At 64.6% G+C, this 26,621-nt stretch carries 24 protein-coding genes; 11 read left to right on the top strand and 13 right to left on the bottom strand.

All coding sequences use genetic code 11. From position 1 onward, the window contains the following. The first annotated feature begins 19 nt into the window (after positions 1–19). Complete coding sequence (locus tag XH92_RS41285; protein WP_371817904.1) at positions 20–1,291, top strand: efflux RND transporter periplasmic adaptor subunit; 1,272 nt, start codon at positions 20–22, stop codon at positions 1,289–1,291. 10 nt (positions 1,292–1,301) lie between these two features. Beyond that, positions 1,302–4,472, top strand: coding sequence for an efflux RND transporter permease subunit (locus XH92_RS41280; protein WP_194457143.1), 3,171 nt, complete (start codon positions 1,302–1,304; stop codon positions 4,470–4,472). A 394-nt stretch (positions 4,473–4,866) separates the two neighbouring features. Here XH92_RS41280 and XH92_RS41275 read toward each other — a convergent pair whose 3' ends face one another. Further along, positions 4,867–5,868 carry an NADP-dependent oxidoreductase gene (locus XH92_RS41275; RefSeq protein WP_194457142.1) on the bottom strand — a complete coding sequence of 334 codons (1,002 nt, stop codon included), beginning with the start codon at positions 5,866–5,868 and terminating at the stop codon, positions 4,867–4,869. A 213-nt stretch (positions 5,869–6,081) separates the two neighbouring features. Here XH92_RS41275 and XH92_RS41270 point away from each other — a divergent pair, with 213 nt between their 5' ends. Together XH92_RS41270 and XH92_RS41265 are read left to right on the top strand one after the other, a co-directional pair. Then, positions 6,082–7,371 carry a dicarboxylate/amino acid:cation symporter gene (locus XH92_RS41270; RefSeq protein ID WP_194457141.1) on the top strand — a complete coding sequence of 430 codons (1,290 nt, stop codon included), beginning with the start codon at positions 6,082–6,084 and terminating at the stop codon, positions 7,369–7,371. 12 nt (positions 7,372–7,383) lie between these two features. Next, positions 7,384–8,340, top strand: a complete 957-nt coding sequence (locus XH92_RS41265) for an amino acid ABC transporter substrate-binding protein (RefSeq protein ID WP_194457140.1) — start codon at positions 7,384–7,386, stop codon at positions 8,338–8,340. 240 nt (positions 8,341–8,580) lie between these two features. Here the strand turns inward: XH92_RS41265 and XH92_RS41260 are convergent, their stop codons facing one another. From XH92_RS41260 to XH92_RS41250, 3 genes are all read right to left on the bottom strand, one after another. Beyond that, on the bottom strand, positions 8,581–8,808 hold the full coding sequence (locus XH92_RS41260) for a hypothetical protein (RefSeq protein ID WP_194457139.1): 228 nt from the start codon (positions 8,806–8,808) through the stop codon (positions 8,581–8,583). 71 nt (positions 8,809–8,879) lie between these two features. Continuing rightward, entirely contained in the window at positions 8,880–9,026 is a 147-nt protein-coding gene (locus tag XH92_RS41255; RefSeq protein ID WP_194457138.1) for a hypothetical protein, read from the bottom strand. A gap of 118 nt (positions 9,027–9,144) precedes the next feature. Continuing rightward, complete coding sequence (locus XH92_RS41250; protein WP_194457137.1) at positions 9,145–9,399, bottom strand: hypothetical protein; 255 nt, start codon at positions 9,397–9,399, stop codon at positions 9,145–9,147. A gap of 260 nt (positions 9,400–9,659) precedes the next feature. Here XH92_RS41250 and XH92_RS41245 point away from each other — a divergent pair, with 260 nt between their 5' ends. Together XH92_RS41245 and XH92_RS41240 are read left to right on the top strand one after the other, a co-directional pair. Beyond that, the gene (locus XH92_RS41245; protein ID WP_246788111.1) at positions 9,660–9,965 is read left to right on the top strand and encodes a response regulator; all 306 of its coding nucleotides are present in this window, start codon (positions 9,660–9,662) and stop codon (positions 9,963–9,965) included. Positions 9,966–9,991: 26 nt separating this feature from the next. Continuing rightward, a complete protein-coding gene (locus XH92_RS41240; protein ID WP_194457135.1) occupies positions 9,992–10,192 on the top strand; it encodes a hypothetical protein in 201 nt (66 codons plus the stop codon). Between the two features lie 33 nt (positions 10,193–10,225). Here the strand turns inward: XH92_RS41240 and XH92_RS41235 are convergent, their stop codons facing one another. After that, complete coding sequence (locus XH92_RS41235) at positions 10,226–11,161, bottom strand: RimK family alpha-L-glutamate ligase (protein WP_194457134.1); 936 nt, start codon at positions 11,159–11,161, stop codon at positions 10,226–10,228. 350 nt (positions 11,162–11,511) lie between these two features. Between XH92_RS41235 and XH92_RS41230 the strand changes: the two genes are divergently transcribed. Next, on the top strand, positions 11,512–12,285 hold the full coding sequence (locus XH92_RS41230; RefSeq protein WP_092119813.1) for a ferredoxin--NADP reductase: 774 nt from the start codon (positions 11,512–11,514) through the stop codon (positions 12,283–12,285). Positions 12,286–12,502: 217 nt separating this feature from the next. Continuing rightward, complete coding sequence (locus XH92_RS41225) at positions 12,503–13,372, top strand: patatin-like phospholipase family protein (protein WP_194457133.1); 870 nt, start codon at positions 12,503–12,505, stop codon at positions 13,370–13,372. A gap of 228 nt (positions 13,373–13,600) precedes the next feature. Here XH92_RS41225 and XH92_RS41220 read toward each other — a convergent pair whose 3' ends face one another. Beyond that, positions 13,601–14,608, bottom strand: a complete 1,008-nt coding sequence (locus XH92_RS41220) for an IS5 family transposase (protein WP_194455643.1) — start codon at positions 14,606–14,608, stop codon at positions 13,601–13,603. A gap of 587 nt (positions 14,609–15,195) precedes the next feature. Between XH92_RS41220 and XH92_RS41215 the strand changes: the two genes are divergently transcribed. Continuing rightward, complete coding sequence (locus tag XH92_RS41215) at positions 15,196–16,821, top strand: FMN-binding glutamate synthase family protein (RefSeq protein ID WP_194457132.1); 1,626 nt, start codon at positions 15,196–15,198, stop codon at positions 16,819–16,821. 77 nt (positions 16,822–16,898) lie between these two features. On the opposite strand, the gene XH92_RS41210 is transcribed toward XH92_RS41215, so the two are convergent. The 5 genes from XH92_RS41210 to XH92_RS41190 all read right to left on the bottom strand — a co-directional run bounded on the left by XH92_RS41210 (position 16,899) and on the right by XH92_RS41190 (position 23,380). Continuing rightward, positions 16,899–18,368 carry an FAD-dependent monooxygenase gene (locus XH92_RS41210; protein WP_194457131.1) on the bottom strand — a complete coding sequence of 490 codons (1,470 nt, stop codon included), beginning with the start codon at positions 18,366–18,368 and terminating at the stop codon, positions 16,899–16,901. 312 nt (positions 18,369–18,680) lie between these two features. Then, entirely contained in the window at positions 18,681–20,675 is a 1,995-nt protein-coding gene (locus tag XH92_RS41205; protein WP_194457130.1) for a carbohydrate porin, read from the bottom strand. Between the two features lie 307 nt (positions 20,676–20,982). Further along, complete coding sequence (locus tag XH92_RS41200; RefSeq protein WP_194457129.1) at positions 20,983–21,183, bottom strand: hypothetical protein; 201 nt, start codon at positions 21,181–21,183, stop codon at positions 20,983–20,985. A 35-nt stretch (positions 21,184–21,218) separates the two neighbouring features. Further along, positions 21,219–22,862, bottom strand: a complete 1,644-nt coding sequence (locus XH92_RS41195) for an NRAMP family divalent metal transporter (protein ID WP_194457128.1) — start codon at positions 22,860–22,862, stop codon at positions 21,219–21,221. A 236-nt stretch (positions 22,863–23,098) separates the two neighbouring features. Beyond that, the gene (locus XH92_RS41190; RefSeq protein WP_194457127.1) at positions 23,099–23,380 is read right to left on the bottom strand and encodes a hypothetical protein; all 282 of its coding nucleotides are present in this window, start codon (positions 23,378–23,380) and stop codon (positions 23,099–23,101) included. Positions 23,381–23,717: 337 nt separating this feature from the next. Here XH92_RS41190 and XH92_RS41185 point away from each other — a divergent pair, with 337 nt between their 5' ends. After that, positions 23,718–23,987, top strand: a complete 270-nt coding sequence (locus XH92_RS41185; RefSeq protein ID WP_050403822.1) for a metal-sensing transcriptional repressor — start codon at positions 23,718–23,720, stop codon at positions 23,985–23,987. 207 nt (positions 23,988–24,194) lie between these two features. Here XH92_RS41185 and XH92_RS41180 read toward each other — a convergent pair whose 3' ends face one another. Then, positions 24,195–24,458, bottom strand: coding sequence for a hypothetical protein (locus XH92_RS41180; RefSeq protein WP_194457126.1), 264 nt, complete (start codon positions 24,456–24,458; stop codon positions 24,195–24,197). A 152-nt stretch (positions 24,459–24,610) separates the two neighbouring features. Then, on the bottom strand, positions 24,611–25,426 hold the full coding sequence (locus tag XH92_RS41175) for a creatininase family protein (protein ID WP_194457125.1): 816 nt from the start codon (positions 25,424–25,426) through the stop codon (positions 24,611–24,613). A 145-nt stretch (positions 25,427–25,571) separates the two neighbouring features. On the opposite strand from XH92_RS41175, the gene XH92_RS41170 reads away from it, so the two are divergent. After that, complete coding sequence (locus tag XH92_RS41170; RefSeq protein ID WP_194457124.1) at positions 25,572–26,615, top strand: ABC transporter substrate-binding protein; 1,044 nt, start codon at positions 25,572–25,574, stop codon at positions 26,613–26,615. Positions 26,616–26,621: the final 6 nt, after the last annotated feature.

Raw genomic sequence — 26,621 nt, 5'->3', positions numbered from 1 at the left:
AAGCGGATTGTTGCTATGGATGAGGCAGGCGGATTTTTTTGCTCGCCGCGACGTCTTTGAATTAGGTCATTTTGATCGGGGCCCGGAAATGAGGCATGCGCGCGCGTCGGCACATTTCGGTCAGAGCGATTTTGTGCGGCTGCGAAATGCGCCGCTTGCGCGCATCGCGTTCGCCGCATCCGCCTTTGTCAGTTTAAGTGCCTGCGAGCAAAACAGTTTTGTTGCACCGCCGCCGCCCAAGGTCGAGGTTGCGCCGCCGGTGCAGCGCGCCATCACACGCTATCTGGATGCCACCGGAAACACCGCGCCGATCAAGACCGTCGATCTGGTCGCGCGCGTGCAGGGCTTTCTGCAGGCGATCAACTATCAGGACGGCTCCTTCGTGAAGGAGGGGACCACCCTGTTCACGATTGAGCCGGAAACCTACAAGCTGAAGCTGGAGCAGGCGCAGGCCGCGGAGGTCGGCGCGCAGGCGACGCTGAAGCAGGCCGAGGCGGACTTCAAGCGGCAAGCGGATCTGGTGCAGCGTCAGGCGGTCTCGCAGGCGACGCTGGATACCTCGACCTCGACGCGGGACAACGCCCAAGCCAATCTGCAGCAGGCCCAGGTCAACACCAAGATCGCCGCGGTCAATTACGGCTACACCAATGTCGCCGCGCCGTTCGACGGCATCGTCAGCAACCATCTGGTCTCGGTCGGCGAACTGGTCGGCGCGGCTTCGCCGACCCAGCTTGCCAGCATCGTGCAGTTCGACCCGATCTATGTGAATTTCAACGTCAGTGAGCAGGACGTGCAGCGGGTCCGCGACGAAGCGCGGCGCCTCGGCATGACGGTCAACGATATCAGGCAGTTGCCGGTCGAGGTCGGCCTGCAGACCGAGACCGGTTATCCGCACAAGGGCAAGCTCGATTACGTCGCGCCAACCGTCAATCAGTCGACCGGAACGCTTCCGGTTCGTGGCTTGATCCCCAATCCGGATCGCGTGCTGCTGCCGGGGTTCTATGTCCGCGTTCGCGTGCCCTTCACCAAGCAGGAGAATGCGCTGCTGGTGCCCGATGTCGCGATCGGCAGCGACCAGGCCGGCCGCTATGTGCTGGTCGTCAACGCCGACAATGTGGTCGAGCAGCGCAAGGTGACCACCGGCCCGCTCGACGGTGGCCTGCGCGTCATCGAGAGCGGGCTGAAGGCGGATGATCGCGTCGTGACCGCCGGGCTGTTGCGCGCGATCCCCGGGCAGAAGGTCGATCCGCAGGTGCAGAAGGCCGACGCGGCGCCGGCAGCGGCCAAATAGGACGCGCGCCATGATCTCGAAATTCTTCATCGAGCGGCCGGTTCTCTCCAACGTCATCGCGATCCTGATGATCCTGCTCGGCGGCGTCGCGCTGTACAATCTCGCGGTCGCACAATATCCCGATGTGGTGCCGCCGACGGTGCAGGTGACGACGCGCTATCCCGGCGCTTCGGCCAAGACGGTGGTCGACACCGTGGCGCTGCCGATCGAGCAGCAGGTCAACGGCGTCGAGGACATGCTGTACATGCAGTCCTACAGCGGCGCCGATGGCACCTACACGCTGACGGTGACCTTCAAGATCGGCACCGATCTCAACTTCGCACAGGTGCTGGTGCAGAACCGCGTCTCCTCGGCGTTGTCGCAGCTGCCGACCGCGGTGCAGAACCAGGGCGTCACGGTCCAGAAGAAGTCGACCTCGATCCTGCTGTTCGTGACGCTGACCTCGCCGAACAAGACGTATGACAGCCTGTTCCTGTCGAACTACGCCACCATCAATATCAGGGACGAGCTGTCGCGGCTGCCCGGTGTCGGCAACGTCACCGTGTTCGGCGCCGGGCAATATTCGATGCGGGTTTGGCTCGATCCGAACAAGCTGCAGGTGCGCGGGCTGGTGCCGCAGGACGTCATCCAGGCGATCCAGCAGCAGAGCCAGCAGGTCACTGCCGGTCAGGTCGGTGCGCCGCCGACGCCGCCCGGGCAGGCGTTCCAGTACACGCTGAACGTCAACGGCCGGCTCGACGACAAGAGCCAGTTCGAGGACATCATCGTCAAGACCGGCAATGTCGGCGACGTCACCCGCGTTCGCGACGTCGGCTGGGTCGAACTCGGCGCGCAGACCTACAGCCAGATCTTCTCGCTGAACCAGAAGCCCGCGACCGGCATCGGCGTGTTCCAGTCGCCCGGCGCCAACGCGCTGCAGGTCGAGAAGGCCGTCGAGAAGAAGATGGCGGAACTCGCCAGGCAATTTCCGCAGGACATCAAATATGACACGCCGTTCGACACCACCAAGTTCGTCAACGCCTCGATCGAGGAGGTCTACAAGACGCTGATCGAGGCCGGCCTGCTGGTGCTGGTCGTGATCCTGGTCTTCCTGCAGGACTGGCGGGCGATGCTGGTGCCGGCCACCACCGTGCCGGTCACGATCATCGGCGCGTTCGCGGCCATGGCGGCGCTCGGCTTCACCATCAATCTCTCGACGCTGTTTGCGATCGTGCTGGCGATCGGCATCGTGGTCGACGACGCCATCGTCGTGGTCGAGGGCGCCGCGCACAATATCGAGCGCGGCATGTCGGGCCATGACGCCGCGATCAAGGCGATGGACGAGCTGTTCGCGCCGATCGTCGGCATCACGCTGGTCTTGATCTCGGTGTTCCTGCCGGCGGCCTTCCTGCCCGGGCTGACCGGCCGGATGTACGCGCAATTCGCGCTGGTCATCGCCGCCACCGCGCTGCTCAGCGCGGTCAATGCCGCGACGTTGAAGCCGACGCAGTGTGCGCTATGGCTGCGTCCGCCGGCGCCGCCCGAACGGCGCAACTTCTTCTATCGCGGCTTCAATGCGGTCTATGACCGGCTCGAGCGCGGCTATACGCGCGTGGTCGGCGGCATCGCCGGCCATGCCAAGACCTCGGTCGCCATCGCGCTTGTTATCATCGCCCTCGCCGGCTACGGCCTGTCCCGGGTGCCGACCGGCTTCATCCCGATCGAGGACCAGGGCTATCTGCTTGCGGCGGTGCAGCTGCCGGATGGCGCAGCGCTCGACCGCACCCAGCACGTGCTCGACAAGGTCACCGAGATTGCCGGCAAGACGCCGGGCGTCGATCAGGTGGTCTCGATCGCCGGCATCTCGGCGCTCGACAATTCCTCGAGCCTCGCCAATGCCGGCGTCGCCTACCTGATCCTGAAGGACTGGAGCGCGCGCGGGCCGGGCGAGGATCTGCGTTCGCTGGTCTATGGGCTCAACGACAGGCTCGCCGTGATCCCGGAGGCGCGCATCCTGGTGATCCCGCCGCCGCCGATCCAGGGCATCGGCAACGCCGCCGGTTTTGCCATGCAGGTCGAGCTGCGCGACGGCAATGCCGATTACGGCAAGCTGCAGGCGGTCACCGGGGCGATCGTCGCCAACGCGCAGACCCAGAGCGCGCTGCAGCGGGTGCAGTCCTCGTTCCGCTCGATGGTGCCGCAATTCGACGTCGAGGTCGATCGGGTCAAGACGCAGACCCTGCACGTCACCACCGATCAGATCTTCGCGGCGCTGTCGTCCTATCTCGGCGCCAGCTACGTCAACCAGTTCACCAAGTTCGGCCGCACCTTCCAGGTCTACACCCAGGCCGAGGCGCAATACCGCCTGAGCCTGCGCGACATCGAGAACATGATGGTGCGCAACAGCAATGGCGACATGATCCCGCTCGGCACGGTGGCCAAGATCACGCCCTCGGTCGGGCCGTCGCTGATCAGCCTCTACAACCTCTATCCGTCCGCCACCGTGATCGGACTGCCGGCGCAGGGCTATTCGTCCGGCCAGTCGATGTCGCTGATGGAGGAGATCGCGACCAAGACGCTGCCGGCAGGCTCGGGCTTCGAGTGGACGGCGATGTCGTACCAGGAGAAGGAAGTCGGCGGCCAGATCTACTACGTATTCGCGCTGGCGCTGCTCCTGGTCTATCTCGTGCTCGCCGGGCAATATGAGAGCTGGTATGCGCCGATCTCGGTGATCCTGGCCGTGCCGCTCTCGCTGCTCGGCCCGACCTTGGTGCTGCTGAGCCTGCATATCGAGAACAACCTCTACACCCAGATCGGCACCATCCTGTTGATCGCGCTGTCGGCCAAGAACGCGATCCTGATCGTCGAGGTCGCAATCGAACATCACGTGCGCGACGGCAAGCCGGTGCTGGAGTCGGCGATCGACGCGGCGCGCGCCCGGTTCCGGCCGATCCTGATGACGTCGTTCGCCTTCATCCTCGGCGTGCTGCCGCTGGTGCTGGCGACCGGCGCCGGCGCCAACGCCCGCAAGTCGATCGGCATCACCGTATTTTCAGGCATGATCGCCTCGACCTGCCTCGCGGTGCTGTTCGTGCCGGCGTTCTTCGTCGTGGTGCAGAGTTTCGAGAATTGGCGCAAGGCGAAGAAAGGCAAGACGGCCGCCCCGCAAGCCGCGCCGCAGGCGTCAGGCACGGTGCATTAAGCCCGCGCACGCAATATCTGATCCGTCACCCTGAGGTGCGAGCGGAGCGAGCCTCGAAGGGTCGACGGCCACCAGCCGGGCCGTGCATCCTTCGAGACGCGCTACGCGCTCCTCAGGATGACGGGTTCAGAGATTATCTCCGCTACAGTTTCACCATCCAAAATCTATCTCCGTCACCCTGAGGAGGCCGCGCAGCGGCCGTCTCGAAGGGCCGACGGCCCGGCTGCATCCGCGCGGCCGCATCGGGGCCGTGCATCCTTCGAGGCTCGCTGCGCTCGCACCTCAGGATGACGGGATCAACAGCGCAGGGCGGGTTAGCCGTAGGCGTAAACCCGCCATCTTTTCCGCGGCGCGAAGTCGGTGGGTTACGCTGCGCTAACCCACCCTACGCAGATCACACCTTCACCATGCGCTTGCCGCGGTTCTCGCCGGCCAGGAGCCCGATCAGCGCCTGCGGGGTGTTCTCGATGCCGTCGATGACGTCCTCCTGCACCTTGAGCTTGCCGGAGGAGACCCAGGACTGCAAATCGGCGAGCGCGGCATCGCGCTGGTCCATGTAGTCCATCACGATGAAGCCCTGCATGACGAGCCGCTTCACCACGATCAGGCCGGGCACGCCGCGCGGGCCATGCGCGGAGGGCACGCCGTCATATTGCGAGATCGCGCCGCAGCAGGCGATCCGGCCGCGGTTGTTCATCTGGGAGAGGCAGGCCTCCAGAATGTCGCCGCCGACATTGTCGAAATAGACGTCGATGCCCTTGGGCGCCGCCGCGCGCAGCGCCTTGTAGGTGGCGCCGTCCTTGTAGTCGACGGCGGCGTCGAAGCCGAGCTCCGCGGTCAGCCAGTGGCATTTGTCCTTGCCGCCGGCGATGCCGACCACCCGGCAGCCCTTGATCCTGGCGATCTGGCCGACGATCGAGCCGACCGAGCCGGCGGCCGCCGACACCACCACGGTCTCGCCCTCCTTGGGCTTGCCGACATGGAGCAGGCCGAAATAGGCGGTCAGGCCGGCGATGCCGTAGACGCTGAGCAGATGCGTCATCGGCTCGAGCTTCGGCATCCTGGCGAGGTGCTTGGCAGGCACGGCGGCGTAGTCCTGCCAGCCGGTGTCGCCGAACACGATATCGCCCGGCTTCAGGCTCGGGTCGTTCGACGACACCACTTCGGCGATGCTGCCGCCGGCCATCACGGTGTTGGCTTCCACCGCAGCGCGGTAGGTGGCGCCGTGCATCCAGGCGCGGTTGGCGGCGTCGAGCGAGATGTAGCGCGTCCGCACCAGCGCCTCGCCGTCCTTCGGCGCGGGGACCGTGCCCTTGGTCAGGCGAAAATGCTCGGGACCGAGCTTGCCGGTCGGCTTTTCGACAAGCAGGATCTGGCGATTGACGGTGTCGTTCATGGATGTCTCCCCTCGCGTTGGTCGTTTCGGATGCAATTGGCTGCCGTGTGCGCAGCTCATTGCACAGATTGTGCGCTGCATGAACGCTAGTCCGCGCGCTGGCATTCCACAACGGGAACGTTTCGGCAAAGTCCCGCCGGACGCGAAGCGTGTTGCGTCGCTGCGTAAATCTGCCACACTTGCCGCTCGCCGGGAACTTACGGGGGTAAGAGAATGTCGAACAGGTTTACGCAGTACATCCTGCTTGCGATGGTCCTTGGCATCGCGATGGGGACGATCGTCTTCAACTATCTGCCTGACAGCCGTGCCGAGATCGCCGCCGACGTCAACCTGATCGCGATGCTGTTCCTGCGCCTGATCAAGATGATCATCGCGCCGCTCGTGTTCGCCACCCTCGTCGGCGGCATCGCCCATATGGGAAGCGGCGCCAAGCTCGGGCGCATCTTCGCCAAGACCATGGGCTGGTTCGTCTCCGCTTCCTTCGTCTCGCTGCTGCTCGGCCTCGTGATGGTCAATCTGTTGCAGCCCGGCGCCAATTTCCCCGGCACGCTGCCCGACAAGGCGCAGTCCACCGGCCTGCCGGTCTCGGCCTTCTCGATCGAGAAATTCCTGACCCACCTGATCCCGACCTCGATCGCCGATGCGATGGCGCAGAACGAGATCCTGCAGATCGTGGTATTCGCGGTGTTCTTCGCGGTGGCGCTCGGCGCCATGCCTGAGCGGTCGAAGCCGATCATGAGTCTGATCGACGACCTCGCGCACATCATGCTCAAGGTCACCGGCTACGTTATGCTGTTCGCGCCGATCGCGGTGTGGGCCGCGATCATGGCGACCGTCTCGAAGAACGGCCTCGGCGTGCTCTGGAAGCTGATCGTCTTCATGGGCGGCTTCTATCTGTCGCTGCTGATCCTGTGGGGCATCCTGGTCGCGGTCGGCTTCGTCGTGATCGGGCCGCGTTACAGCCATCTGCTGCGGCTGATCCGCGAGCCGCTGATGATCGCGTTCTCGACCGCCTCGTCGGAGGCGGCCTACCCGAAGACGCTGGAGGGGCTGAACAGGTTCGGCGCCTCCTCGCGGATCTCGGCCTTCGTGCTGCCGCTCGGCTATTCCTTCAACCTCGACGGCACGATGATGTACTGCACCTTCGCGAGCATCTTCATCGCGCAGACCTACCACATCGAGATGTCGCTCGGCACGCAGCTCGCGATGCTGGCCACCTTGATGATCACCTCGAAGGGCGTCGCCGGCGTGCCGCGCGCGTCGCTGGTGGTGATCGCCTCGACGCTGTCGCAGTTCGGCATCCCCGAGGCCGGCCTGTTGATGATCATGGGCATCGACACCTTCCTCGACATGGGCCGCAGCGCCACCAACGTGATCGGCAACTCGCTGGCCACCGCCGTGGTCGCGAAGTGGGAAGGCGAGCTGAAGGCCGAGCACGAGCTCGGGCCCGACGACGCGGTGCCGCAGGATGCGGTGCCCGGCGCCGTGATGGCCGGCCATTGACGGGAGGGATGCATGCATCGCGCCCGCTGGAGGCCGGTACGGGCTGAGGCGCCGCTGCTGTCGGCATGCCTGCTGTCAGCATGTCTGCTGGCGGCAAGCCTGCTCTCAGGACCTGCCTCCGCACAGCCGGCGGGCGAGGGGCTCAGTCCCACGCTCGCCAACATCAAGGCCACGCACGCGGTGCGGATCGGCTATCGCGAGAGCTCGCCGCCGTTCTCGTTCCTCGACCACTCCAACCGGCCGATCGGCTACAGCCTCGAGCTGTGCGATGCGATCGTCGACGAGATCGGGGCCGAGGTCGACGACGCCAACCTCAAGATCGACTATGTCAAGGTGACCTCCGACGACCGCATCCCGGCGATCGTCGACAAGAAGATCGATCTCGAATGCGGATCGACCACGGCGAACTCCGAGCGCGGCAAGCTGGTCGCATTCTCGCCGCTGATGTTCGTGGCCGGCACCAAGCTGATGGTGCCGAAGGCCTCCGCCGTCAACCAGGTCGCCGACCTGAAGGGCAAGACGGTGGTGGTGACCAAGGGCACCACCAACGAGCAGGCGATGCACAACGTCGACGCCAAGCAACAGCTCGGCCTCAACATCGTCACCGCCGGCGACCATGAGCAGTCCTACCAGATGCTGGTGGACGGCAAGGCGGATGCGTTCGCGACCGACGACATCCTGCTCTACGGCCTGATCGCGCGGCACAAGTCGCAGGACAAGTTCCGCGTCACCGGCGATTATCTATCCTACGACCCTTACGGCATCATGTACCGCAAGGGCGAACCGCAGATGAAGGACGTGGTCGAGCGCGCCTTCCGCAAGCTCGCTTCGAACCGCGACATCGTCCCGCTCTACAACAAGTGGTTCGTCGCCCGCCTGCCGACCGGCGAGAAGCTCAACGTCGCGCTGTCACCGCAACTCGAAGAGGCCTTCAAGGCGCTCGACGATTCGCCGAGCGGATCGAACTAGCTTCGCGTGATGTAGGCAGTGGCGTTGGGCTCCCTCTCCCGCTTGCGGGGGAGGGCGGGGTGGGGGTGTCTCCGCACCGGGTATCCCACTGTGGAAACACCCCCACCCGCCACGCATCTTGCGATGCGTGTCGGCCTCCCCCGCAAGCGGGAGAGGCGAAGTGTGCCCGCGGATGGACTCCCGTGCTTCATATGCGATAGGCCTGCCGAGCGGGGGAGGTCGGAAGCGGCACGCCGTCGTTCACCGCCAATAGCGATGCGACAGATCCAGGCACTGCCGCACCCAGTATCCGTTCACATGGATCAACTGGCATGGGCTCGGCGGCGGCTCCTTGATGATCGGGTATCCGTGGATATCGATATTCGTCGGGGCCGTGACGCCGCGCCAGAACACGGCGTTGGCGGGGGGAGGATTGAAGGCGGCGGCGAACGCAGTGGCGGCGAGGAGGCTCAAAAGGAGTTTGCGCATAATCTGGATCCGGATCGATTAATACGCGTCAGCGTACTCCCTTGGGCGGGAGGAGCAAGCCGCTGAATGGATCAAAATGGCGGAGTGAATTTTGCCGCAAGCTGCGCCGCCGCGCGCGCATAGCCACCGTGGACCGCCACGCAGGCGAGGGCGACGATTCCGACCGCAGCCAGGACAACCATGACCTGGAAGATCGCGCGTCCAAGGATCGCTCCCATCAAGTCTCCATCGATCCGGCGGGGATCTTGCTTCGAGTTTCCACGCGCCGCGATCTCAGGAGCATCATCGGCAGGCGATACTGGGCTGTTGAAGTCCGCGAGCTCGTCGCTTCGCCGGCTAATGTCGCTTCGCGACAAGCCGGTCGACCTGCTGCTTGAGGGCTGCTTCCATCTCGGAAATGATGTCGTGCGGCAGGCGAACGCCGGAGGGATCAATCGTATCCTGCTCCATCGTCCGATGCCGCATGACGTTGGCATCGGCGAACCGATCGTCGACCAGTCGTCGAGAGGATGGGCGGCCTGGTGCGCCAGCCGCCACGTCAGCCCCGTAGGGTTCACAAGATTCCTGATCCGACCGTACAGCGTTCTTCATGAGCTTTGCCTCCTGGCGCGACTTCCTTTCCTCAGGGGCGAACCATCCGGCTCGCCGCTCATCAATGACGCTGAAACCTCGAAAGTTGTTCCGGCCGGAACTTGCAAAGCCGCCGGAACCCGTCGGTCATCCAGTCTGGAACCAGAACCATAACCGTCCTTGAACATTAACTTTGGTTGGGAGCTGTGGTCGATCGTCTGGAGGTTGCCATGGGTTACGCAAAGCCGATTCACCAAACTGCAATCGTGGTCGAAGACGACATGATCCAGCGCGACATGATCGCGCTGCTGCTCGAACAAGGTCGCTTCGACGTCATCCAGTGCGAGGACGCCGAGACGGCAGCGTTGGCCGTCAAGATGCGTCACCCGACGCTGCTGGTCACCGACGTCAAGCTCACAGGCAAAATGAACGGCATCGAGCTCGCGCAATTGGCGCTCGATTGCGACCCGCGCGTGCGCGTGCTCGTGATCTCGGGCCTGCCGCCGCCCAGCGATCTGCCGGACGGCGTCAAATTCTTTGCCAAGCCGGTTTATCCACCAGCCCTGCTGCGCGAGCTCACGCCGTAACTCTCAGCCGATTGAGACATTGGCCGATGCGAGACGACCCGGAAATCGAATGGCACCGCGAGCAGATCACGAAGAACCGCGAGCTGCTCGCGGATTTGCAATCCGGAAACACGGCCGGAGCTGACGTGTTTCCGGAGACGCGAGCCGAGATCGACCGTCTCACGGCACAGATCGAGCAATCGGAATTGATCGTCGCCGCTTATGAGAAAGAGCACCCACGAGAATGATCGGGCGCTCCAGTGAGTCGCGTGGCGCGCTGCCTACGCGAATACTTTGTCGAGCGCGGTAGAGTAAATCATTTCGACGAGGTCGGGGGCGTGCTTGCCGAGCGCTTCCATCTTTACCCCAGAGTTGACCTCGAGGATATGCCAGCCGCCGTCGACCTGCACCACATCGATAGAGGCGAAGCGGATGCGAAGAGCCTGTGCGGCCTTGATCGCGAGCGCGCTGCCGAAGTGCGGCATTTCCTTGGGATTGAGCAGCACTGGCTCGGCGCCGGAATCAAGATTATGTCGCCAGTTGATATTGCGTAATTCACCTTTCGGCGGAATGGCGTCGAGCACGGCAGGCGAGAAGTCGTCGGTGATGGTTTTAAGCTGGTCAGCAGGTGCAGCTTTATGCGCGAGTTCACGCAGCGAATGGATGCCATCGCCGACAACCGATGGGCGCAATTTGACGTAGGCGAGCAGCGCACGGTCGTCGAGCACTATGAATCGAACCTCGTCCTTGATCTCGGCGTAAGGCGAGATCGCAAGGCTCGGATGCGCGGCGAGGATGCGCGCGACCGCCGCTTCCAATTGCGCGCGCGTCGTGACGCGGAAGACGAGCTCGCCCGATGTTCCCTCATTGGGCTTGACGACGAGCCCGCGCGGATGCGTGTCGAGCAGACGCTGCATCGCCTCGCGCGAGTCCGATCCCGGGATGTGCTTGCTGAGCTTGGTGCCGAGAAACAGCGTGTGCGGAATGGCTGATACGCCTGCCGATGCCAGCACTTCGGCGCAGGCCGATTTGTCGTTGGCGACCTGATGCGCGACCGCGCTGTTCAGCCCGATGTCGTAGCCGATCGCAAGTCGCCGCGCGTCGCCCCTGGTCATGATGACCAGCCAGCCGCCGGACCGCACCTCGACGGCAATGGAGTGCGCCAAACAATATTTTTTGATGGTTTCCAGGAAGATTCGCTGGCTGATCAGGACCACGAGATCATTTTCCCTTCACCGCGGTTTTCGTAGCAATTAATTGCCAGATCAGCGCCGATCTCAGCAAGTAAATTACATACAGCATCACGTGTTAACGATGTCGCGGTTGAACCTCTGCGCGAAATCGAACGACTGCCATTCTGAGATCGCAATTGCACGCCAGTTGATCTTGACTATCTCATGCATTGGCGCGATGGACACGCGAGATCTTCAATGATTTCGGCCGCTTTTGCGCCGTCGCGGGCAGTCCAAGCATGACCCGGAAAAGTGGGTACCGGTTTTCCGATCAGGTCATGCGTCAATAAAGTTCAAACCATTCTAAATCTGGTCAATCGAGAAAACGAAAACCCATGAGCGCGTTCTATCGAGAGAAAGTTCTTTCCGTTCAGCACTGGACCGATACGCTTTTCAGCTTCCGAGCCACCCGCGATTCCGGTTTCCGCTTCCAGAATGGCCAGTTTGCCATGATCGGCCTCGAGGTCGACGGCCGGCCGCTGCTGCGCGCCTATTCGATGGCGAGCGCCAATCACGAGGAAGAGCTCGAGTTCTTCTCGATCAAGGTGCAGGACGGCCCGCTCACCTCCAAGCTGCAGAAGATCCGCGAGGGCGACACCATCCTGGTCGGCCGCAAGGCGACCGGCACGCTGATCACCGACAATCTGATCCCCGGCAAGCGGCTGATGCTGCTGTCGACCGGCACCGGCCTTGCGCCGTTCGCGAGCCTGATCAAGGACCCCGAGGTCTATGATCGCTACGATCAGATCCTGCTGGTGCATGGCTGCCGCCAGGTCTCCGAGCTCGCCTATGGCGAGGAGCTGGTCGCCAAGCTGCGCGACGACGAGCTGTTCGGGCCGCTGCTGTCCGAGAAGCTCTCGTATTACCCGACCGTGACGCGCGAGCCGTTCCGCAACCGCGGCCGCATCACCGACCTGATCACCTCCAACCAGCTGTTCACCGATCTGCATCAGGGCCCGCTCGACATCGAGACCGACCGCATCATGATGTGCGGCAGCCCGGCGATGCTCGACGAGCTGAAGCAGCTGTTCGAGACCCGCGGCTTCAAGGAAGGCAGCGGCAACACCCCCGGTCACTTCGTGATCGAGAAGGCGTTCGTCGAGCGCTAGTTGTCGTCCCGGCGAAGGCCGGGACCCATTACCACCGTCATCAGTTTGACGAAGGCTGGGGCCCCATCGGGCTCCGGCCTTTCGCATTTGTGGTTATGGGTCGCGGCCTTCGCCGGGACGACGACAGTGTTGGTGGCGCCGTCCATTCTTCACTTGCTATAAATCCCCCAACGCCGCGCAGCCCCTTCCCGAACGCGGCGACCCAGGGAGCCGCACCTTGTCCATCACCGATCCGGATGCACCGAAGACCGCCTTTGTGTTCGCCGGCGGCGGCAGCTTTGGCGCGATCCAGGTCGGGATGCTGCAGGCGCTGGCCGCGCATGGCGTCGCTGCCGACATGGTGGTCGGCTCCAGCGTCGGCGCCTTGAACGGTGCCTTCTATGCCGGCGACCCGACGGTCTCGGGCGTGGCGCGGCTGGCCGAGATCTGGCGTGGCCTCAACCGGCAGGACGTGTTTCCGGTGACCTGGCGGACGCTGGTGAGCTTCCTGTGGCGGCGCGACTTCCTGATCCCGCATGACGGCGTCCGCAAGCTGATCGACGATTACATCCCGTTCCGCAATCTCGAAGACGCGCAGACCCCGATCCACATCGTCACGACCGACATCATCAGCGGCGACAGCCTGGTGCTGTCGGAAGGCTCCACCGCCGAGGCGATCGTCGCATCGACCGCGATCCCCGGCGCGTTCACGCCGGTGCATTACCGCGATCACTACCTCGCCGATGGCGCGATCTCCAGCAACACGCCGGTCCGCGTCGCCGTAAAGCATGGGGCAAAACGGTTGATCGTGCTGCCGACCGGGCATGCCTGTGCCAACCAGGCGCCGCCCATCGGCGCGCTCGCCAATGCGCTGCATGCGCTGACGCTCCTGATCGCGCGCCAGCTCGTCAACGAGCTCGAGAATATCGGTCCCGATGTCGAGTATTTCGTGGTGCCGCCGCTCTGCCCGCTGGTCGGCTCGCCCTACGATTTCTCACGGACCTCGGACCACATCGCCCGCGCGCTCGACACCACCAACGCCTGGCTCGACGGCGACGGCCTGAAGCCGGGCCACATCCCCCACGAATTGCGGCCGCACGACCATTAGGCTCACCACCGCTGTCATCGCCCGGCCTGTGCGCAATTGCGCACATGGGCCGGGCGATCCAGTACGCTGCGGCCCCTCGGCTCAAGCACTGCGGCCTCTGGAATACTGGATCACCCGCCTGCGCGAGGGCTTTGCGAAAGTCGAACAGCTCGACGGGGCCGGACGGCTGTTGTTTGGGCCGGTTAGCGGCTGGACGGGCCAGCCATGATGGCTGGGTGCCTCGTTTGGTTAGGCGATGTGGGGTGGCGTCCTGGCCCATCGCTGGAGATTGATCGCGGTCGCGGCGAGCTGGAAAGCTGCGGCATTGCGTATCAGGCCCCGATAGCGGGCACGCGCAAGGCCGTAGACGCGCTTGAGCAATGCGAACAACGGTTCGATCGGCGCGCGTCGATGCGAGATGACCGCGTTACGACGCACCGCCCAAGGCCCCAAGCGAAGCCAGCGGTTGTGTCTGCGCATAATGCCGTCGCGAATATCCATCTGCTTCAGCCGCCCACGTCGCGCGATGGTATCGTAGGCTTTGTCAGCGTAGACTGTTGCCTCGTCGCCGCAGATCAGCTCGTCGGCGGGCACGGTGTCGTTGACATTGGCTGGCGTAAAGGCAAGGCGCCGGATGATGCGACTGCCTTGGTCCATCGCCACGTGCATCTTGTAGCCGAAGGCATATTTGCCGTCCTTCCTGGTCCAGGCGGCGTCAGGATCGTGAGGGCTTTTGACCAGCTTGCTGGCGGGGCGCCCGTCCGCATCCGGGGGCAAATCGGGATCCGGTGGTTCGGGCGGATTAACCGCCGAGCGGATCAGCGAAGCGTCAATCAATGTGCCGCGCTTCAAGACGAAGCCGGACTTCTCGATCTGCGCCGTAATCAGGGCAAAAGCGCGCTCCGCCAGCCCGCTCCTGGCCAGCTGTTCGCGGAAACGCCACAGCGTGGAATGATCCGGTACCGGCTCACTCAGCGACAGGCCCAGGAAGCGCCGGAACGACAGGCGGTCCACCAGCGCCTCCTCAAGGCCCGGATCGGACAACCCATACCATTGCTGCAGCAACAGCGCCTTAAACAGCGCCAGCGACGGGTAAGCGGGCGCTCCCATCGACCCGCTACGCAAGCCGCTCAGCAGCGCTTCAATCGCGCTCCAGTCGACCAGTTCCGATACTCGCTGCAAAGGCGCGTTGGCTCGAGCCGCGTCATTCACCAGCCCGTCGGTAAAGCTCAATTGACCAATCTGCCGCTCCGCCATCCGTTCCTCCGGCGAATCCTTCACCAAAGAGAATCATCCCGGCAGACTTCTGCAAAGCCCTCGCCTGCGCGGGTGATGACACCGAGCAAGCTGAGCAACCACCCGTCATCCTGAGAGTCTGTGAGGCTATGTCCTCGTCCTCGCTGTCATCGCCCGGCCTGTGCGCAATTGCGCACATGGACCGGGCGATCCAGTACGCCGCGGCCCCTCGGCTCAAGCACTGCGGCCTCTGGAATACTGGATCACCCGCTTTCGCGGGCGATGACAGCGCGAGAGGCGTCTCTACGATTTCGGAATAATGGAATAATGCCGCTGAGTTGCCCGACGTGTCAAGTTGCCGTGTCGAACGCCGGCAGCCGCCGGCTACTGTGCATGGGGTTGTTTTCGATATTTTGGCAGTGCGCCCTCGCTGCCCTTCGTTGCACTGCAAAAGGCGGCCCCGTTCAATTTGCCCGGCGGCCCGCACCCGCCCATCCGGGCGGTTGTCACATCTGTGACTGCTCCGCCGTATAACCGTAGTGCACTTGTTCCGCGAGTTGGATAGGCTCACCGCCGACAGGGTTTTCAAGGCAGACCAGAGGGACTTGATGGACACGCTGCTGCTTCCGTTCTCGCCGCGCTTCATCGTGCTGACGATCTGCGCCGTCGTCACCGTGCTCTTGCTGCTGGTCGGCATTTTCGACCACAAGGTCTTCAAGATCATCCTGATCCCGCTGGCGATCTTCGGCGCGCTGACACTGCTCGGCATCCGCGACTTTACGCAGAAGAACCACGCGGTGCTGCGCAACTACCCGATCTCGGCGCATGTCCGCTTCCTGCTCGAGGAAATCCGCCCCGAGATGCGGCAGTATTTCTTCGAGAGCGAGAAGGACGGCATGCCGTTCTCCCGCGACACCCGCGCGGTGGTCTATCAGCGCGCCAAGATGGTGCTCGACAAGCGGCCGTTCGGCACCCAGGAGGACGTCTACCGCGAGGGCTATGAGTGGATGCATCACTCGGTGGCGCCGAAGCCACGTGCCGACGAGAAATTCCGCATCACGATCGGCGGCCCCGACTGCACCAAGCCGTATTCGGCCTCGGTCTTCAACATCTCGGCGATGAGCTTCGGCGCGCTCAGCCCGAACGCGGTGCGGGCGCTGAATGCCGGCGCCAGGAAGGGCGGCTTCGCCCATGACACCGGCGAGGGCGGCGTCAGCCCTTATCACCGCGAGATGGGCGGCGACATCATCTGGGAGGTCGGCTCCGGTTATTTCGGCTGCCGCAACCGCGACGGCACCTTCAATCCGGAGCTGTTCGCCAGCGTCGCGGGCGACGACCAGATCAAGATGGTCGAGCTCAAGATCAGCCAGGGCGCCAAGCCCGGCCATGGCGGCGTGCTGCCGGCGGCTAAGGTCTCCGAGGAGATTTCCAAGATCCGCGGCGTGCCGATGGGCGAGGACTGCATCTCGCCGGCCTATCACAAGGCGTTCTCGACGCCGCTGCAGATGATGGAATTCGTGGCGCAGATGCGCAAGCTGTCCGGCGGCAAGCCGGCCGGCTTCAAGATGTGCATCGGCCACCCCTGGGAATTCCTTGCGATCTGCAAGGCGATGCATGAGAGCGGGCTCTATCCCGACTTCATCGTGGTCGACGGCAATGAAGGCGGCACCGGCGCTGCGCCGCTCGAGTTCATGGATCATCTCGGCATGCCGATGCGCGAAGGCGTCAACTTCGTCCACAACGCGCTGATCGGCATCGGCGCGCGCGACCGCATCAAGATCGGCGCCTCGGGCAAGATCGCGACCGCCTTCGACATGGCGCGCGCGATGGCGATCGGGGCCGACTGGTGCAATTCGGCGCGCGGCTTCATGTTCTCGCTCGGCTGCATCCAGTCGCTGAGCTGCCACACCGATCGCTGCCCGACCGGCGTCACCTCGCAGGACCCGATCCGCAACCGCGCGCTCTACGTGCCGGACAAGATCGAGCGCGTGTACAACTACCACCACTCGACCCTGCACGCGCTGACCGAGCTGCTCGCCGCCGCCGGTCTCGAGCACACCAAGGAGCTGCGCCCGATCCACTTCTCGCAGCGGACCTCGACCACCGACGTCCGCACCTTCGCCCAGCTCTATCCGACGCTGCGCCCGGGCGAGCTGCTCGAAGGCACCCAGGATCCCCGCTTCCGCGATGCCTGGGCGATGGCGCGCGCGGATTCGTTCCAGCCCGCGGGGTAGGACGCCGCGGTTTCGGTTCACCTTCCCCGCAAGAGGGGACGCGGTCCCGATGCTGCTAACACTGCGGCCCTATCTCGTCACGCAGTAGGCGCGCCGAACCATCTGGTCAGCGCCTCGGCAAGTCCGATCTGCCCCCGGTCTCCAACCCACGCCACATAGCCGTCGGGCCGGATCAGCACCGCGCTGGGCGCCGGCACCGTCCCGAGCGCGGGAAGCTCCCACGCGCCGGCGTAATCGGCATCGACCAGCTGAACCCGGTCAGCCCATCCCGTGATGTCGATGCTGCCGGGCACGCCAAAATTGAGCAGCACCGGCCGTGCCTGGTGCAGCAGCGCGAAGACCTGCAGCGGGCCGCTACTCGTCACCAGGTCGAGATCGGGCATGCGGCGTCCGAGCAAAGGATGGCCACAGCCGAGATCGTAGTGCAGGTCGAGGCCGGACATCATCGCGGCGAATTTCCGGCGCGGCTCGTCCATGCGGAGCAGGTCGGTGACGATCTCGTGCAGCGCCTTGCTGCGCGCGTCGGTCCGGCTGAGCGCGACATGCGCCATGGTGTTGCGCAGCACGCGGGCCGCCACCTTATGCCGTTCGGCCTGATAGGTGTCGAGCAGGGTGTCCGGCGACGTCTGCTTGATCACCTGGGCGAGCTTCCAGCCCAGATTCACGGCGTCCTGCACGCCGATATTGAGGCCCTGTCCGCCCATCGGTGGATGCACATGGGCGGCATCGCCGGCCAGCAGCACGCGCTGCTTGCGATAGGTCACCGCCTGCCGGGTCATGTCGGTGAAGCGCGAGATCCAGACCGGGCTGTGGATGCCGAAATCGGTGCCGTAGACCGCGGCAAGCCGCTCGCTGACGTCGCGCAGCGTCGGCTCCCGGTCGGTGACGAGCTGCCGCTCGGTCAACACGAGCCGCACCCGGTCACCGTCTTCCACCCTGCCGATCGCATAGATGCCGGCGTCGTCCTGGCGAAAGCCCCATTCCGGTTCGTCCGACATCTCGGCCTCGGCGATCAGCCAGCTCTTGGTCAAATCCCATCCGGCGAATTCGATGCCGGCTGCCTTGCGCACGAGGCTGCGGCCGCCGTCGCAGCCGACGAGATATTGTGCGCGGAGCATTTGGCCATCCGACAGCGCGACGTCGACGCCATCATCGTCCTGCGTGAAGCCGGTCACCTCGCGCCCGCGCTCGATCGGCACCGCCAGCTCTTCGGCCCATTCGCCGAGCACGCGCTCGATATGGTTCTGCCGCAGCCCCAGCGTGAAATTGCGCCGGGTCGGGAAGTCGCTGATCTCGAGCGGCACCAGATGCGAGTGGAACAGCACCGCCGGATGGCGCGTGCCGAGCGCGACGAAGCGATCGCCGATGCCGCGCTGGTCGAACACCTCGATGGTCCGTGCATGCAGACCGCCCGCCCGCGCGCCGATCAGGTCGGGGCTCGCGCGTCGCTCGACAACAGCAACATCGACACCGGCCAGCGCCAGCTCGCACGCCAGCATCAGTCCAGTCGGCCCTCCACCGGCAATCACCACAGCATGTTCCCGCATCCCGCACTCCTCCGTTCGATTGGGCGCGCGTTCTACGGGATGACCCCGGGCTTGCGGCAAGCCCGGGGGGTCTACATATATCTAAGTGGGGAGAGGGCGTTTGCTGTCTCAACCAATTCAGCCGTCATTGCGAGGAGCGAAGCGACGAAGCAATCCATGCTTCGGCGTGCGCGGAGCGATGGATTGCTTCGCTGCGCTCGCAATGACGGTGAGACTTCGTAGCCCGGATGCAGCGAAGCGCAATCCGGGATTCTTCGTGCGCGGATGCAGTGTCCCCGGATTTCGCTGCGCTCCATCCGGGCCACGCGAGCCTCAAAACTCGCCGTGGATGCGACCGGAGAAGATGTGCACCGGGCCGCGGTCGGCGTTGTAGGCGGGGTTGGTGATGAACTGATAGTCCGCGGTGAGCGTCAGGCTCTTGTTCACCTGATAGGCGTAGTAGGTTTCGAAGATCCGCTCCGGACTGTAGTTCAGCGCACCGTCGCCGATCAGAAGGCCGAGGCCGCCGGCCGCGAGGTAGTCGCGATGCGCTGACGATAGCCCGTTGATCGCGCCGCCGATGCCGATCGTGTCGTTCGCCCGGCCCCATCTGCTGCCCTTGATCGATACGCCACCGGAGACGCTGCGATCGACATCGGTGAACGACAGGATCTCGTTCCGGCCGTCGTTCCAGCTCAGGCGGCCGAACAGGCCGACATCGGTTGCGATCTGCTGCTCGCCGTTCAGATAGAAGCCGTATTTGGTGTTGTCCTTGCGGATGCCGGCCATCACGTCGTTGATGTCGAGCCCGGGATTGGCGTCCTCGATCGCGAGCGCCTGGCGATAATTGCCGGTGTTGCCACGATTGCCGAACACGCCGACGCGCAGCTTGCCGGGCTGATCGAAGATCGAATAGCGGCCTTCGAATTCGACCACCGCGCCGCCATTGGCGCCGTTGGAGATCAGCACGTCGCTGTTCGGAGAGTTCGGCACCTGGAACACGCCGGCGCGCACCGCCCAGTCCTTGCGGTTGAGCTCGACCACGGCGCCGCGGGTGTAGCCGGGCAGATCGGCCGGGAAGTCGTAGGCCGCGGAGGCCCACATCGCCCAGTTCATGAAGTCGGCGCGCGGGTCCTTGGCGTAGGAATTGCCGTCGAAGAAATCGCCCACCGCAAAGCGGCCGACCACGATCGTGAGGCGGTCGATGTCGCGCTTGCCTGCAATCTGGTTGGGGCCGTCGGGCACGTCTTCCTGCTCGCCGCCGAAGCCGAAGGTCTGCTTGAAGTAATAGCGCTGCGGCCGGATCTTCGGGAATTCGGCGCCGGCCTTCTGCGCCTCGCCGTTCGAGAAGCCGGCAAGGCCGAGCGTGCCGTTGAGGCCGAAGCCCTGCGCCGTCTCCGGATTGAAATAGAACTCGCCGCCTTCCCAGAGCCGCACACCGAGAAACGCCGTCGTGGTCCAGGTCTGTTGCACTTGCCCCGGGCCCGGCAGGCTGTTGGTGCCGGTATAGGGCGCGCGGAACGACGGGTAGCCCTGACCGAGCAGCGTGGTCTGTCCATGCACGCTCCAGTCGTTCGATTCCGGCAGCGCGGTGCGCGTCGGGGTCGCCGACCAGGGCGAGTCGCCGAGCTGGTAGTTGAGGCCGAATTTCAGCAGGTGAATGCGCGGGTCGATGGCAACGCCGGGCATGCTGAAATCGTTGAGACCGAGCGTGCGCCGCGACAAGTCGATGTAGTCGTATTCGACCTTGGCGGTCCAATTGCCGCTCACCGCGAACTCGGCACCGGCGCCGACGGTCCAGCCGGTCTGGTACTGGCCGGGCTGCGAGATCACGGTGCCGCCGGCATCGTTGACCCTGACCTCGGTGTGTCCCCAGGCGAAGCCGCCGGTCACATAGGGCATCCAGGCGCCGAAGCTGTAACCGGCGCGGCCGCGCACCGTACCGACATAGTCGATCGACGAATTGAACGGCCCCAGCACGCGCCGCGGCAGGTCGGTCGGGCCGGTGAAGGTCGCATCCGCCTCGACGCCGAGCACGAAGCGGTTGGCGAATTCCTTGTTGTATCCGGCCTGGAAGCCGCCGATGCCGCCGGTGATCGTGGGCGGAAAGAACACGCCCTGTTCAAGGATCGGGTTGGTGCCCGGACCCAGCTTGCCGTCGCCATAGCCGACATGGCCGCCGACATAGAAGCCGGTCCAGCTGTAGACCGCCTTGGCGGCGGGAGACTTGAGCGGCAGATCGGCCGCGGCCGCCGGCGTGCCGAATGCCGCCGCGCCGAGCGCTGCGCCGGCGGCGATCCGAACCCGGAAGAGGCGGACGCAGGTCATGACGCGGCTTTCCGCGAGCGGTTGGCGGGTCCGCCCGGCATTGCAGATTTGGCGGCCGCTTGCCACCCGAGATTTGAAGTCATCGCCCGCCGTCCCCGGTCCGATCCGCGTCGTCCCATCCAAAGCCAGATCAGCACCTAGCATCCTCTGTGGCTTGTTGCAAGTAATTCGCAATAGCAACTGAGGCGCGCCGGATACCTCTTCGATTTGCACGCCACTATGACAGTCGCGTAACGCCACGAGGCCGCGGGTCTCATCGGCTGCGATCAACCGCGCATCTGTGGCAAATCGGTCGAGACCCGACCATTCAATCGAGGCCACCATCGTCTTCGTCCCTTGTTGTGATGAATGCCGGCTGCGATGCCCTGCCGAGCACGACCCTCGCGCCGGCCCGTTCGACGCATCGCGCCATCGACAGCGCCGTCCGCAGGCCGGCGCCTGAAATCACACGGCGCTGATAGAGCGCGGTTGCACCGCGCAGGATGGCGCTTGCCAGCCTGAACAACACGATCGCGCTCCAACGTCGGCCGCGACCAGGCGCGGTCACGCCCCCACCGTGGCGAGCTGGACGATCCGCAGCAGCACGAGCCCGGCGGCGACGACGAGATACCCGCGCAGCACGATCATCCAGGTCCGGCTCAAAGGGCTGAGGCGGACTGGCGGCAGCCGATCGAGTGGCGGCATCCGCCAGGTGTCGCGGTCGAACAGCGGCGGCTTGTGCTTGATGCGGGAGGACGCGCGACCGTACGACAACACCTCGTACAGCTTGACGGCCGCGGTGACCGCGAGCGCGAGCAGGCTGCCGCCGATGAGGATGCCGATGATCCAGGCTTCGCCGAGATCCGGGAACAGCACTGCGGCGGTCAGGATCACCGACAGCATCACCAGTGCCGCGACCACCGCGCCGGTAAACAGGTTCAGCCTGGTCGAGTTGACCCACGGCCCGAGGATGTGACGGTCGTTGCACAGCAAGAGCAGGAACACGGTTGCGCTCGGCAGCAGCACGCCGGCCAGCGTCTGCACCGCGTTGGTGAGCAGCCCGAGCGGCGTGCCCGGCGTCAGCACCAGGACGGCGGCGAGCACGATCAGGCCGCAATAGATGCCGTAGAAGCCCTTCGCATCCCACGGCTTGCGGTGCAGCGAGTGCTTGACCGCGAACACGTCACCGATCGCATAGGCCGTCGAGAGGGAGACCGCGGCCGCGCCGATGATGCACGCATCCAGCAGCGCGAGGGCGAACAGCACCGCCGGCAGCCGGCCGGCATATTTCTCGAGCCCGACCGCGGTCCCCAGCGCGTCGGTGTAATTGCCGAATTCGGGTTTGCCGGCGAACACTTCGGCGCAGAACGAGATCATCGCCAGGGCGCCGACCACGACCAGCACGATGCCGATGCACAGGTCCATCCGCTCATAGCGGATGAAGCGCGGCGTGATCCGCTTGTCGACGATGTAGCTCTGCTGGAAGAACAATTGCCACGGCGCCACCGTGGTGCCGACGATGGCGACGATCAAGAGCATTACCTCGCTGAGCCTGGCGTCCTGCGGCATCCTGGGCACGAAGAAATCCGCCGCGATCTGCCCGACCGGCGGGTGCACCATCAGGATCACGGGCACCAGCAGCAGGCTGCCGGCGACCAGCACGATGCCGAAGCGTTCGAAGCGGCGGAAGTCTCCGGTCGAGACCGCCAGCATCACGATCACAGCCGAGGCCAGCACGCCCCAGAACTGTGAGACGCCGAGAAAATGCAGCGCGAAGGTGATGCCGATGAATTCGGTAACGATGGTCAGCGCGTTCAGCACCAGGAGGTCGATCACGCTGAAGGCTCCCCAGAACCTGCCGAAGCGCTCGAAGATCAGCCGCGCATGTCCGACGCCGGTGACGGCGCCGAGCCGCACCACCATCTCCTGGTTGACGTAGAGCACCGGGATCAAGAGCAGCAGCGTCCACAAGAGCGTGGTGCCGTAATTCTGGCCGGCCTGGGTGTAGGTGCCGAACGCGCCGGCGTCGTTGTCGCCGACCATCACGATCAGGCCGGGGCCGACGATCGCCAGCAGCGTCTTCAGCCGGGCCAGCAAGGTCGCGCGCGGCGCGGTGTCGTCGCGCGCGATGCTGCCGAGCGCGCCATGGATGTCGCCGGCATGCGCGCTGTCGAGAATGGCGGTTTGGGTGGTGTTGGTGTCAGTCATATCGCGTCCCTCTCGCCGCCCTTCGGGCACGGCGAGGGGGACGCGGCGCGATCAGGCGCGCACGTCTCCACTGCCGTGAGCAGCGGCATTTCCAGATGTCATGCAGTTCGAGAATCCCGCTGCCGCGCCGCGATGGCGCGCAACGGGACGACTAGGTCCTTCGTCCATATCGGCCTCCTGGCGCATGATCCGGAAAAGTGCGCGGCGGCTTTCCGAGCGAGATCATGCGAAAAAGTTCAGGCGCACAGCCGCGGCTTCGCCGCGGCACGGCGTGCGGCGGTGTGCGGGCCGCCCAGATGACGGCCCGCGTGCTGCTGATCGAGATCACCGCTGGTGTCGTCGGTGGTCCACCGGCATTCCAGCCGGCCGTCGATCAGGACCCAATGACAGGCCGGGGTTGGACGCCGGCGATCCGCCGGGCGGCGAAAACCCGGCAGGTTGTCATTGGAATAGGCGGCCGCCCGCGGCGGGATCTGCTGCGGCTCGAACGATCGGAATTTTGCGAGCTTTTCGAACATCGCTCACCTCCACTTCCGCTGTCGCGCGGCAGGCCGGTGAGGAGCAGGCGGTTACGTGAGGCGTGACCACCCATCCACGCAGGCGAGAACTGCGCGATCAGTCTTGCTGTGTTGCGGCGTCAAGTGTCCCGTTGCCGGTCTACTGTCGCCTGAGTTGCTACTGCCCATGTGCCTTCTGTGCTGGCTCGTGGTCGGGTTGGTGTCCGGGAGCAAACCCCGCTGCGGAACGCATGTTCCGACCATCGGGCACTACGCCCGCTGCAATGGCCTGTCAAGCCGATTCTGCTATCCCCCAGGGAGGATCATGGCTATCCTCCCGGGAGGATAGGAGAACCGCATGTCCGACGACCATCCGCACGCTGCGATCGCGCGGCGCCTGAAGCGCGCCAACGGCCATCTCGAGACCATTGTCGAGATGATCGAGCAGGGCCGGCCCTGTGCGCAGATCGCCCAGCAATTGCAGGCGGTGGAGAGCGCGATCGAGAGCGCCAAGAAGGCGCTGATCCACGATCATATCGGCCATAGCCTGGAGGAGACGCTGAAGGCATCGGGTCCGAAGGGCCGCAACGTGCTGCGCGACTTCCGGCTGATCGCAAAGTATCTGTAACCGAGCGCGGATGCGGCGGCCGACGCGGGTTGACCCGCCCGGGGGGATCACCGGACGGGTCGTGCGCGACACGGGGTGGATGAGGACCCGTGCCGAACGCAGGATCCGCAGCCCTAGAGCCTACTCGGCTCTAGATTCTTGGTTGACGTGCTTTCTTCACGCGAACCGGTGCCCACTTCGCTCGAAAACACTATGAAAACCCGTCGATCAGTAGCAGGAACGCACACGGCCGATGTAGTTGCCGTAGGCGTCGAACTGGCGCACCCAGACGCAGCGCCGATAGCCGGCGTCGTAATAGCCGTCACTGGCCGCGATCGCGCTGCCGACGATGGCGGCGCCGACGAGGCCCGCACCGACGCCCCAGCCCCAGCCATACGGCTTGGCATTGGCCTGCGACGTCGTGGACGCGATGGTGCCGGTCACGGCGAGCGCGGTGAGGGCGAGGGCGGCAAACTTGGTCTTGATCGACATGGGATACTCCATCCTGTTTGAGCGCGGCGCCGGTATGGTCCGCATGCCCGTTGGACGGAGGCTCTTCGGTTCCGGTTCGAAGGCTGGTCGGGAAATATGGTTTCGTGAATTGTTTCGTCGGCCTCTCACAAGGCGACGGAATTCCGGGTCAGTTAACCCTGAAAGACGCCCGGATCGAACCTGTCGACATCGGCCAGCAGCTCGCAGAATGCGCGCGCGCCGTGCTCGAGCAGCTTTTCGCCCTTCTCGGCCGAGGCCTTGGTCGCATCGCCGATCGCGCCGCTCGGATTGAGGTCCTGCGCCTGCCAGGCGAATGGCGCCGGCCGCTGGGTCGAAAGAAAGCGATGGTCCTTCTCGATCTGCACGCTTGCGGGCTTGAAGTCGGCGATCGCGTCCTTGCGCACGTGTTGCGGATATTTCGCCAGCATGATCGAGGTCTCGACCGCGCCGCCATGGATGCCGTGGCGCAATTCGTCGGCATCGAACAGCCCGTCCGGCGTGCCGAAGCGCGACCAGCTCGTGGTTACCACCAGCATCTTGTGCTGCGCGCGCAGGTCCTGCGCCACGAGCTGCATCGCGGCGGAATTGCCGCCATGGCTCGTCACCATCACGAGCTTCCTGACGCCGGCGCGCGCCACGCTCGTGCCGAGCGCCATCCAGCTGTTCAGCGCCACCTTGGTCGGCAGGGTCAGCGTGCCCGGAAAATCGATGTGCTCGGTGGAGATGCCGACCGGCTGCAAGGGCAGGAACGTCGCCGGGATGGCCGCCGGCAGCAGCTCGTGCACCCGCGCCAGATACGCCTCGCCGATCATGACGTCGGTTCCAAGCGGCAGATGCGGCCCGTGCTGCTCGGTCGCGGCCAGCGGCAGCACCGCGATCCACCGCGCGGCCGCACCCTCGGCCTTAGACTTGGCGAGGTCGGGCCAGTGGATGGCGGTCCAGTCACGGGGCGGAAGCTGAGAAGTCATCGAGCCGGTCGTTTCAATACAAGCGTTTCATGGGGTGGATTTGCAGGCTAGTTTGTCTAACATCAGTGGGGCGTTCGCGTCTCCGGGCGCGGTCCACGTCATCCCGCCTTCCATCATGGGCCATAATGATCGACGGAGTCCAACCATGATCCCGGCCTTTTTGCCGCGAGCGTTAACCACAGCCATTCTGGCCGCCACCCTCGGCGTTTCCGTAAGCCTGCTCCCGGCACGGGCGCAGAGCCCGGACAAGACTTTGGACAAGGTCTCGTTCGGCACCAATTGGGTCGCCGAGGGCGAGCATGGCGGGTTCTTCCAGGCGCTCGCCGACGGCACCTACAAGAAATACGGGCTCGACGTGTCAATCGTGCCCGGCGGTCCCAACGAGAACAACCGCATGCTGCTGATCGCGGGCAAGCTCGACTTCTTCATGAGCGCGAACTCGCTGCAGACCTTCGACGCCGTCACCAACAACGTGCCGCTGGTCGCGGTCGCGGCGATGTTCCAGAAGGACCCGCAGGTCTTCCTGACCCATCCCGAGGTCAAGGTCGGCAAGATCGAGGATCTGAAGCCGCTGACGCTTTTGATCTCGAAGGAAGGCATCACCAGCTATTTCCAGTGGCTGAAGTCCGAATACGGCTTCGACGAGAACAAGGTGAAGCCCTACACCTTCAACCCGCAGCCCTTCATCGTGAACAAGCAGACCGCGATGCAGGGCTATGTCACCTCGGAGCCCTTTGCGGTGGAGAAAGCCGCCGGCTTCAAGCCGAATGTTCTCCTGATTGCCGATTACGGTTTCAACTCCTATTCGACCCTGATCGAGACCCGCCGCGACCTCGTCGACAAGAAGCCTGACCTGGTGCAACGCTTCGTCGATGCCTCCATCGTCGGCTGGTACACTTACGTCTACGGCGACAACTCGGCCGGCAATGCGATGATCAAGAAGCTCAATCCTGAAATGAACGACGAGCTGCTGGCCTACTGCGTTGCCAAGATGCGCGAGCACGGCATCGTCGATTCCGGCGATTCCATCAAGAACGGCATCGGTGCCATGACCGATGAGCGGATGGCGAGCTTCTTCGACAAGATGGTGCGTGCCGGGGTGGTCAAGAGCACCATCGACTATCGCCAGGGCTACACGCTGCGCTTCGTCAACAAGGCAGTCGGCGCCGAGCTCCGGCCGAAGAACTGACGGGTG

This window comes from Bradyrhizobium sp. CCBAU 53421, from assembly GCF_015291625.1.
Taxonomy (GTDB): domain Bacteria; phylum Pseudomonadota; class Alphaproteobacteria; order Rhizobiales; family Xanthobacteraceae; genus Bradyrhizobium.
The sequence above is the reverse complement of the archived record's forward strand: the minus strand, read 5'-3'. Positions and strand labels throughout refer to the sequence as shown.

Excerpts from the sequence above, each read along its gene's own strand:
- XH92_RS41285 (WP_371817904.1), top strand. The coding sequence starts at position 20 with ATGAGGCAGGCGGATTTTTTTGCTCGCCGCGACGTCTTTGAATTAGGT.
- XH92_RS41280 (WP_194457143.1), top strand. The coding sequence starts at position 1,302 with ATGATCTCGAAATTCTTCATCGAGCGGCCGGTTCTCTCCAACGTCATC.
- XH92_RS41275 (WP_194457142.1), bottom strand. The coding sequence starts at position 5,868 with ATGAACGACACCGTCAATCGCCAGATCCTGCTTGTCGAAAAGCCGACC.
- XH92_RS41270 (WP_194457141.1), top strand. The coding sequence starts at position 6,082 with ATGTCGAACAGGTTTACGCAGTACATCCTGCTTGCGATGGTCCTTGGC.
- XH92_RS41265 (WP_194457140.1), top strand. The coding sequence starts at position 7,384 with ATGCATCGCGCCCGCTGGAGGCCGGTACGGGCTGAGGCGCCGCTGCTG.
- XH92_RS41260 (WP_194457139.1), bottom strand. The coding sequence starts at position 8,808 with ATGCGCAAACTCCTTTTGAGCCTCCTCGCCGCCACTGCGTTCGCCGCC.
- XH92_RS41255 (WP_194457138.1), bottom strand. The coding sequence starts at position 9,026 with ATGGGAGCGATCCTTGGACGCGCGATCTTCCAGGTCATGGTTGTCCTG.
- XH92_RS41250 (WP_194457137.1), bottom strand. The coding sequence starts at position 9,399 with ATGAAGAACGCTGTACGGTCGGATCAGGAATCTTGTGAACCCTACGGG.
- XH92_RS41245 (WP_246788111.1), top strand. The coding sequence starts at position 9,660 with ATGATCCAGCGCGACATGATCGCGCTGCTGCTCGAACAAGGTCGCTTC.
- XH92_RS41240 (WP_194457135.1), top strand. The coding sequence starts at position 9,992 with ATGCGAGACGACCCGGAAATCGAATGGCACCGCGAGCAGATCACGAAG.
- XH92_RS41230 (WP_092119813.1), top strand. The coding sequence starts at position 11,512 with ATGAGCGCGTTCTATCGAGAGAAAGTTCTTTCCGTTCAGCACTGGACC.
- XH92_RS41220 (WP_194455643.1), bottom strand. The coding sequence starts at position 14,608 with ATGGCGGAGCGGCAGATTGGTCAATTGAGCTTTACCGACGGGCTGGTG.
- XH92_RS41215 (WP_194457132.1), top strand. The coding sequence starts at position 15,196 with ATGGACACGCTGCTGCTTCCGTTCTCGCCGCGCTTCATCGTGCTGACG.
- XH92_RS41210 (WP_194457131.1), bottom strand. The coding sequence starts at position 18,368 with ATGCGGGAACATGCTGTGGTGATTGCCGGTGGAGGGCCGACTGGACTG.
- XH92_RS41205 (WP_194457130.1), bottom strand. The coding sequence starts at position 20,675 with ATGACCTGCGTCCGCCTCTTCCGGGTTCGGATCGCCGCCGGCGCAGCG.
- XH92_RS41195 (WP_194457128.1), bottom strand. The coding sequence starts at position 22,862 with ATGACTGACACCAACACCACCCAAACCGCCATTCTCGACAGCGCGCAT.
- XH92_RS41190 (WP_194457127.1), bottom strand. The coding sequence starts at position 23,380 with ATGTTCGAAAAGCTCGCAAAATTCCGATCGTTCGAGCCGCAGCAGATC.
- XH92_RS41185 (WP_050403822.1), top strand. The coding sequence starts at position 23,718 with ATGTCCGACGACCATCCGCACGCTGCGATCGCGCGGCGCCTGAAGCGC.
- XH92_RS41180 (WP_194457126.1), bottom strand. The coding sequence starts at position 24,458 with ATGTCGATCAAGACCAAGTTTGCCGCCCTCGCCCTCACCGCGCTCGCC.
- XH92_RS41175 (WP_194457125.1), bottom strand. The coding sequence starts at position 25,426 with ATGACTTCTCAGCTTCCGCCCCGTGACTGGACCGCCATCCACTGGCCC.
- XH92_RS41170 (WP_194457124.1), top strand. The coding sequence starts at position 25,572 with ATGATCCCGGCCTTTTTGCCGCGAGCGTTAACCACAGCCATTCTGGCC.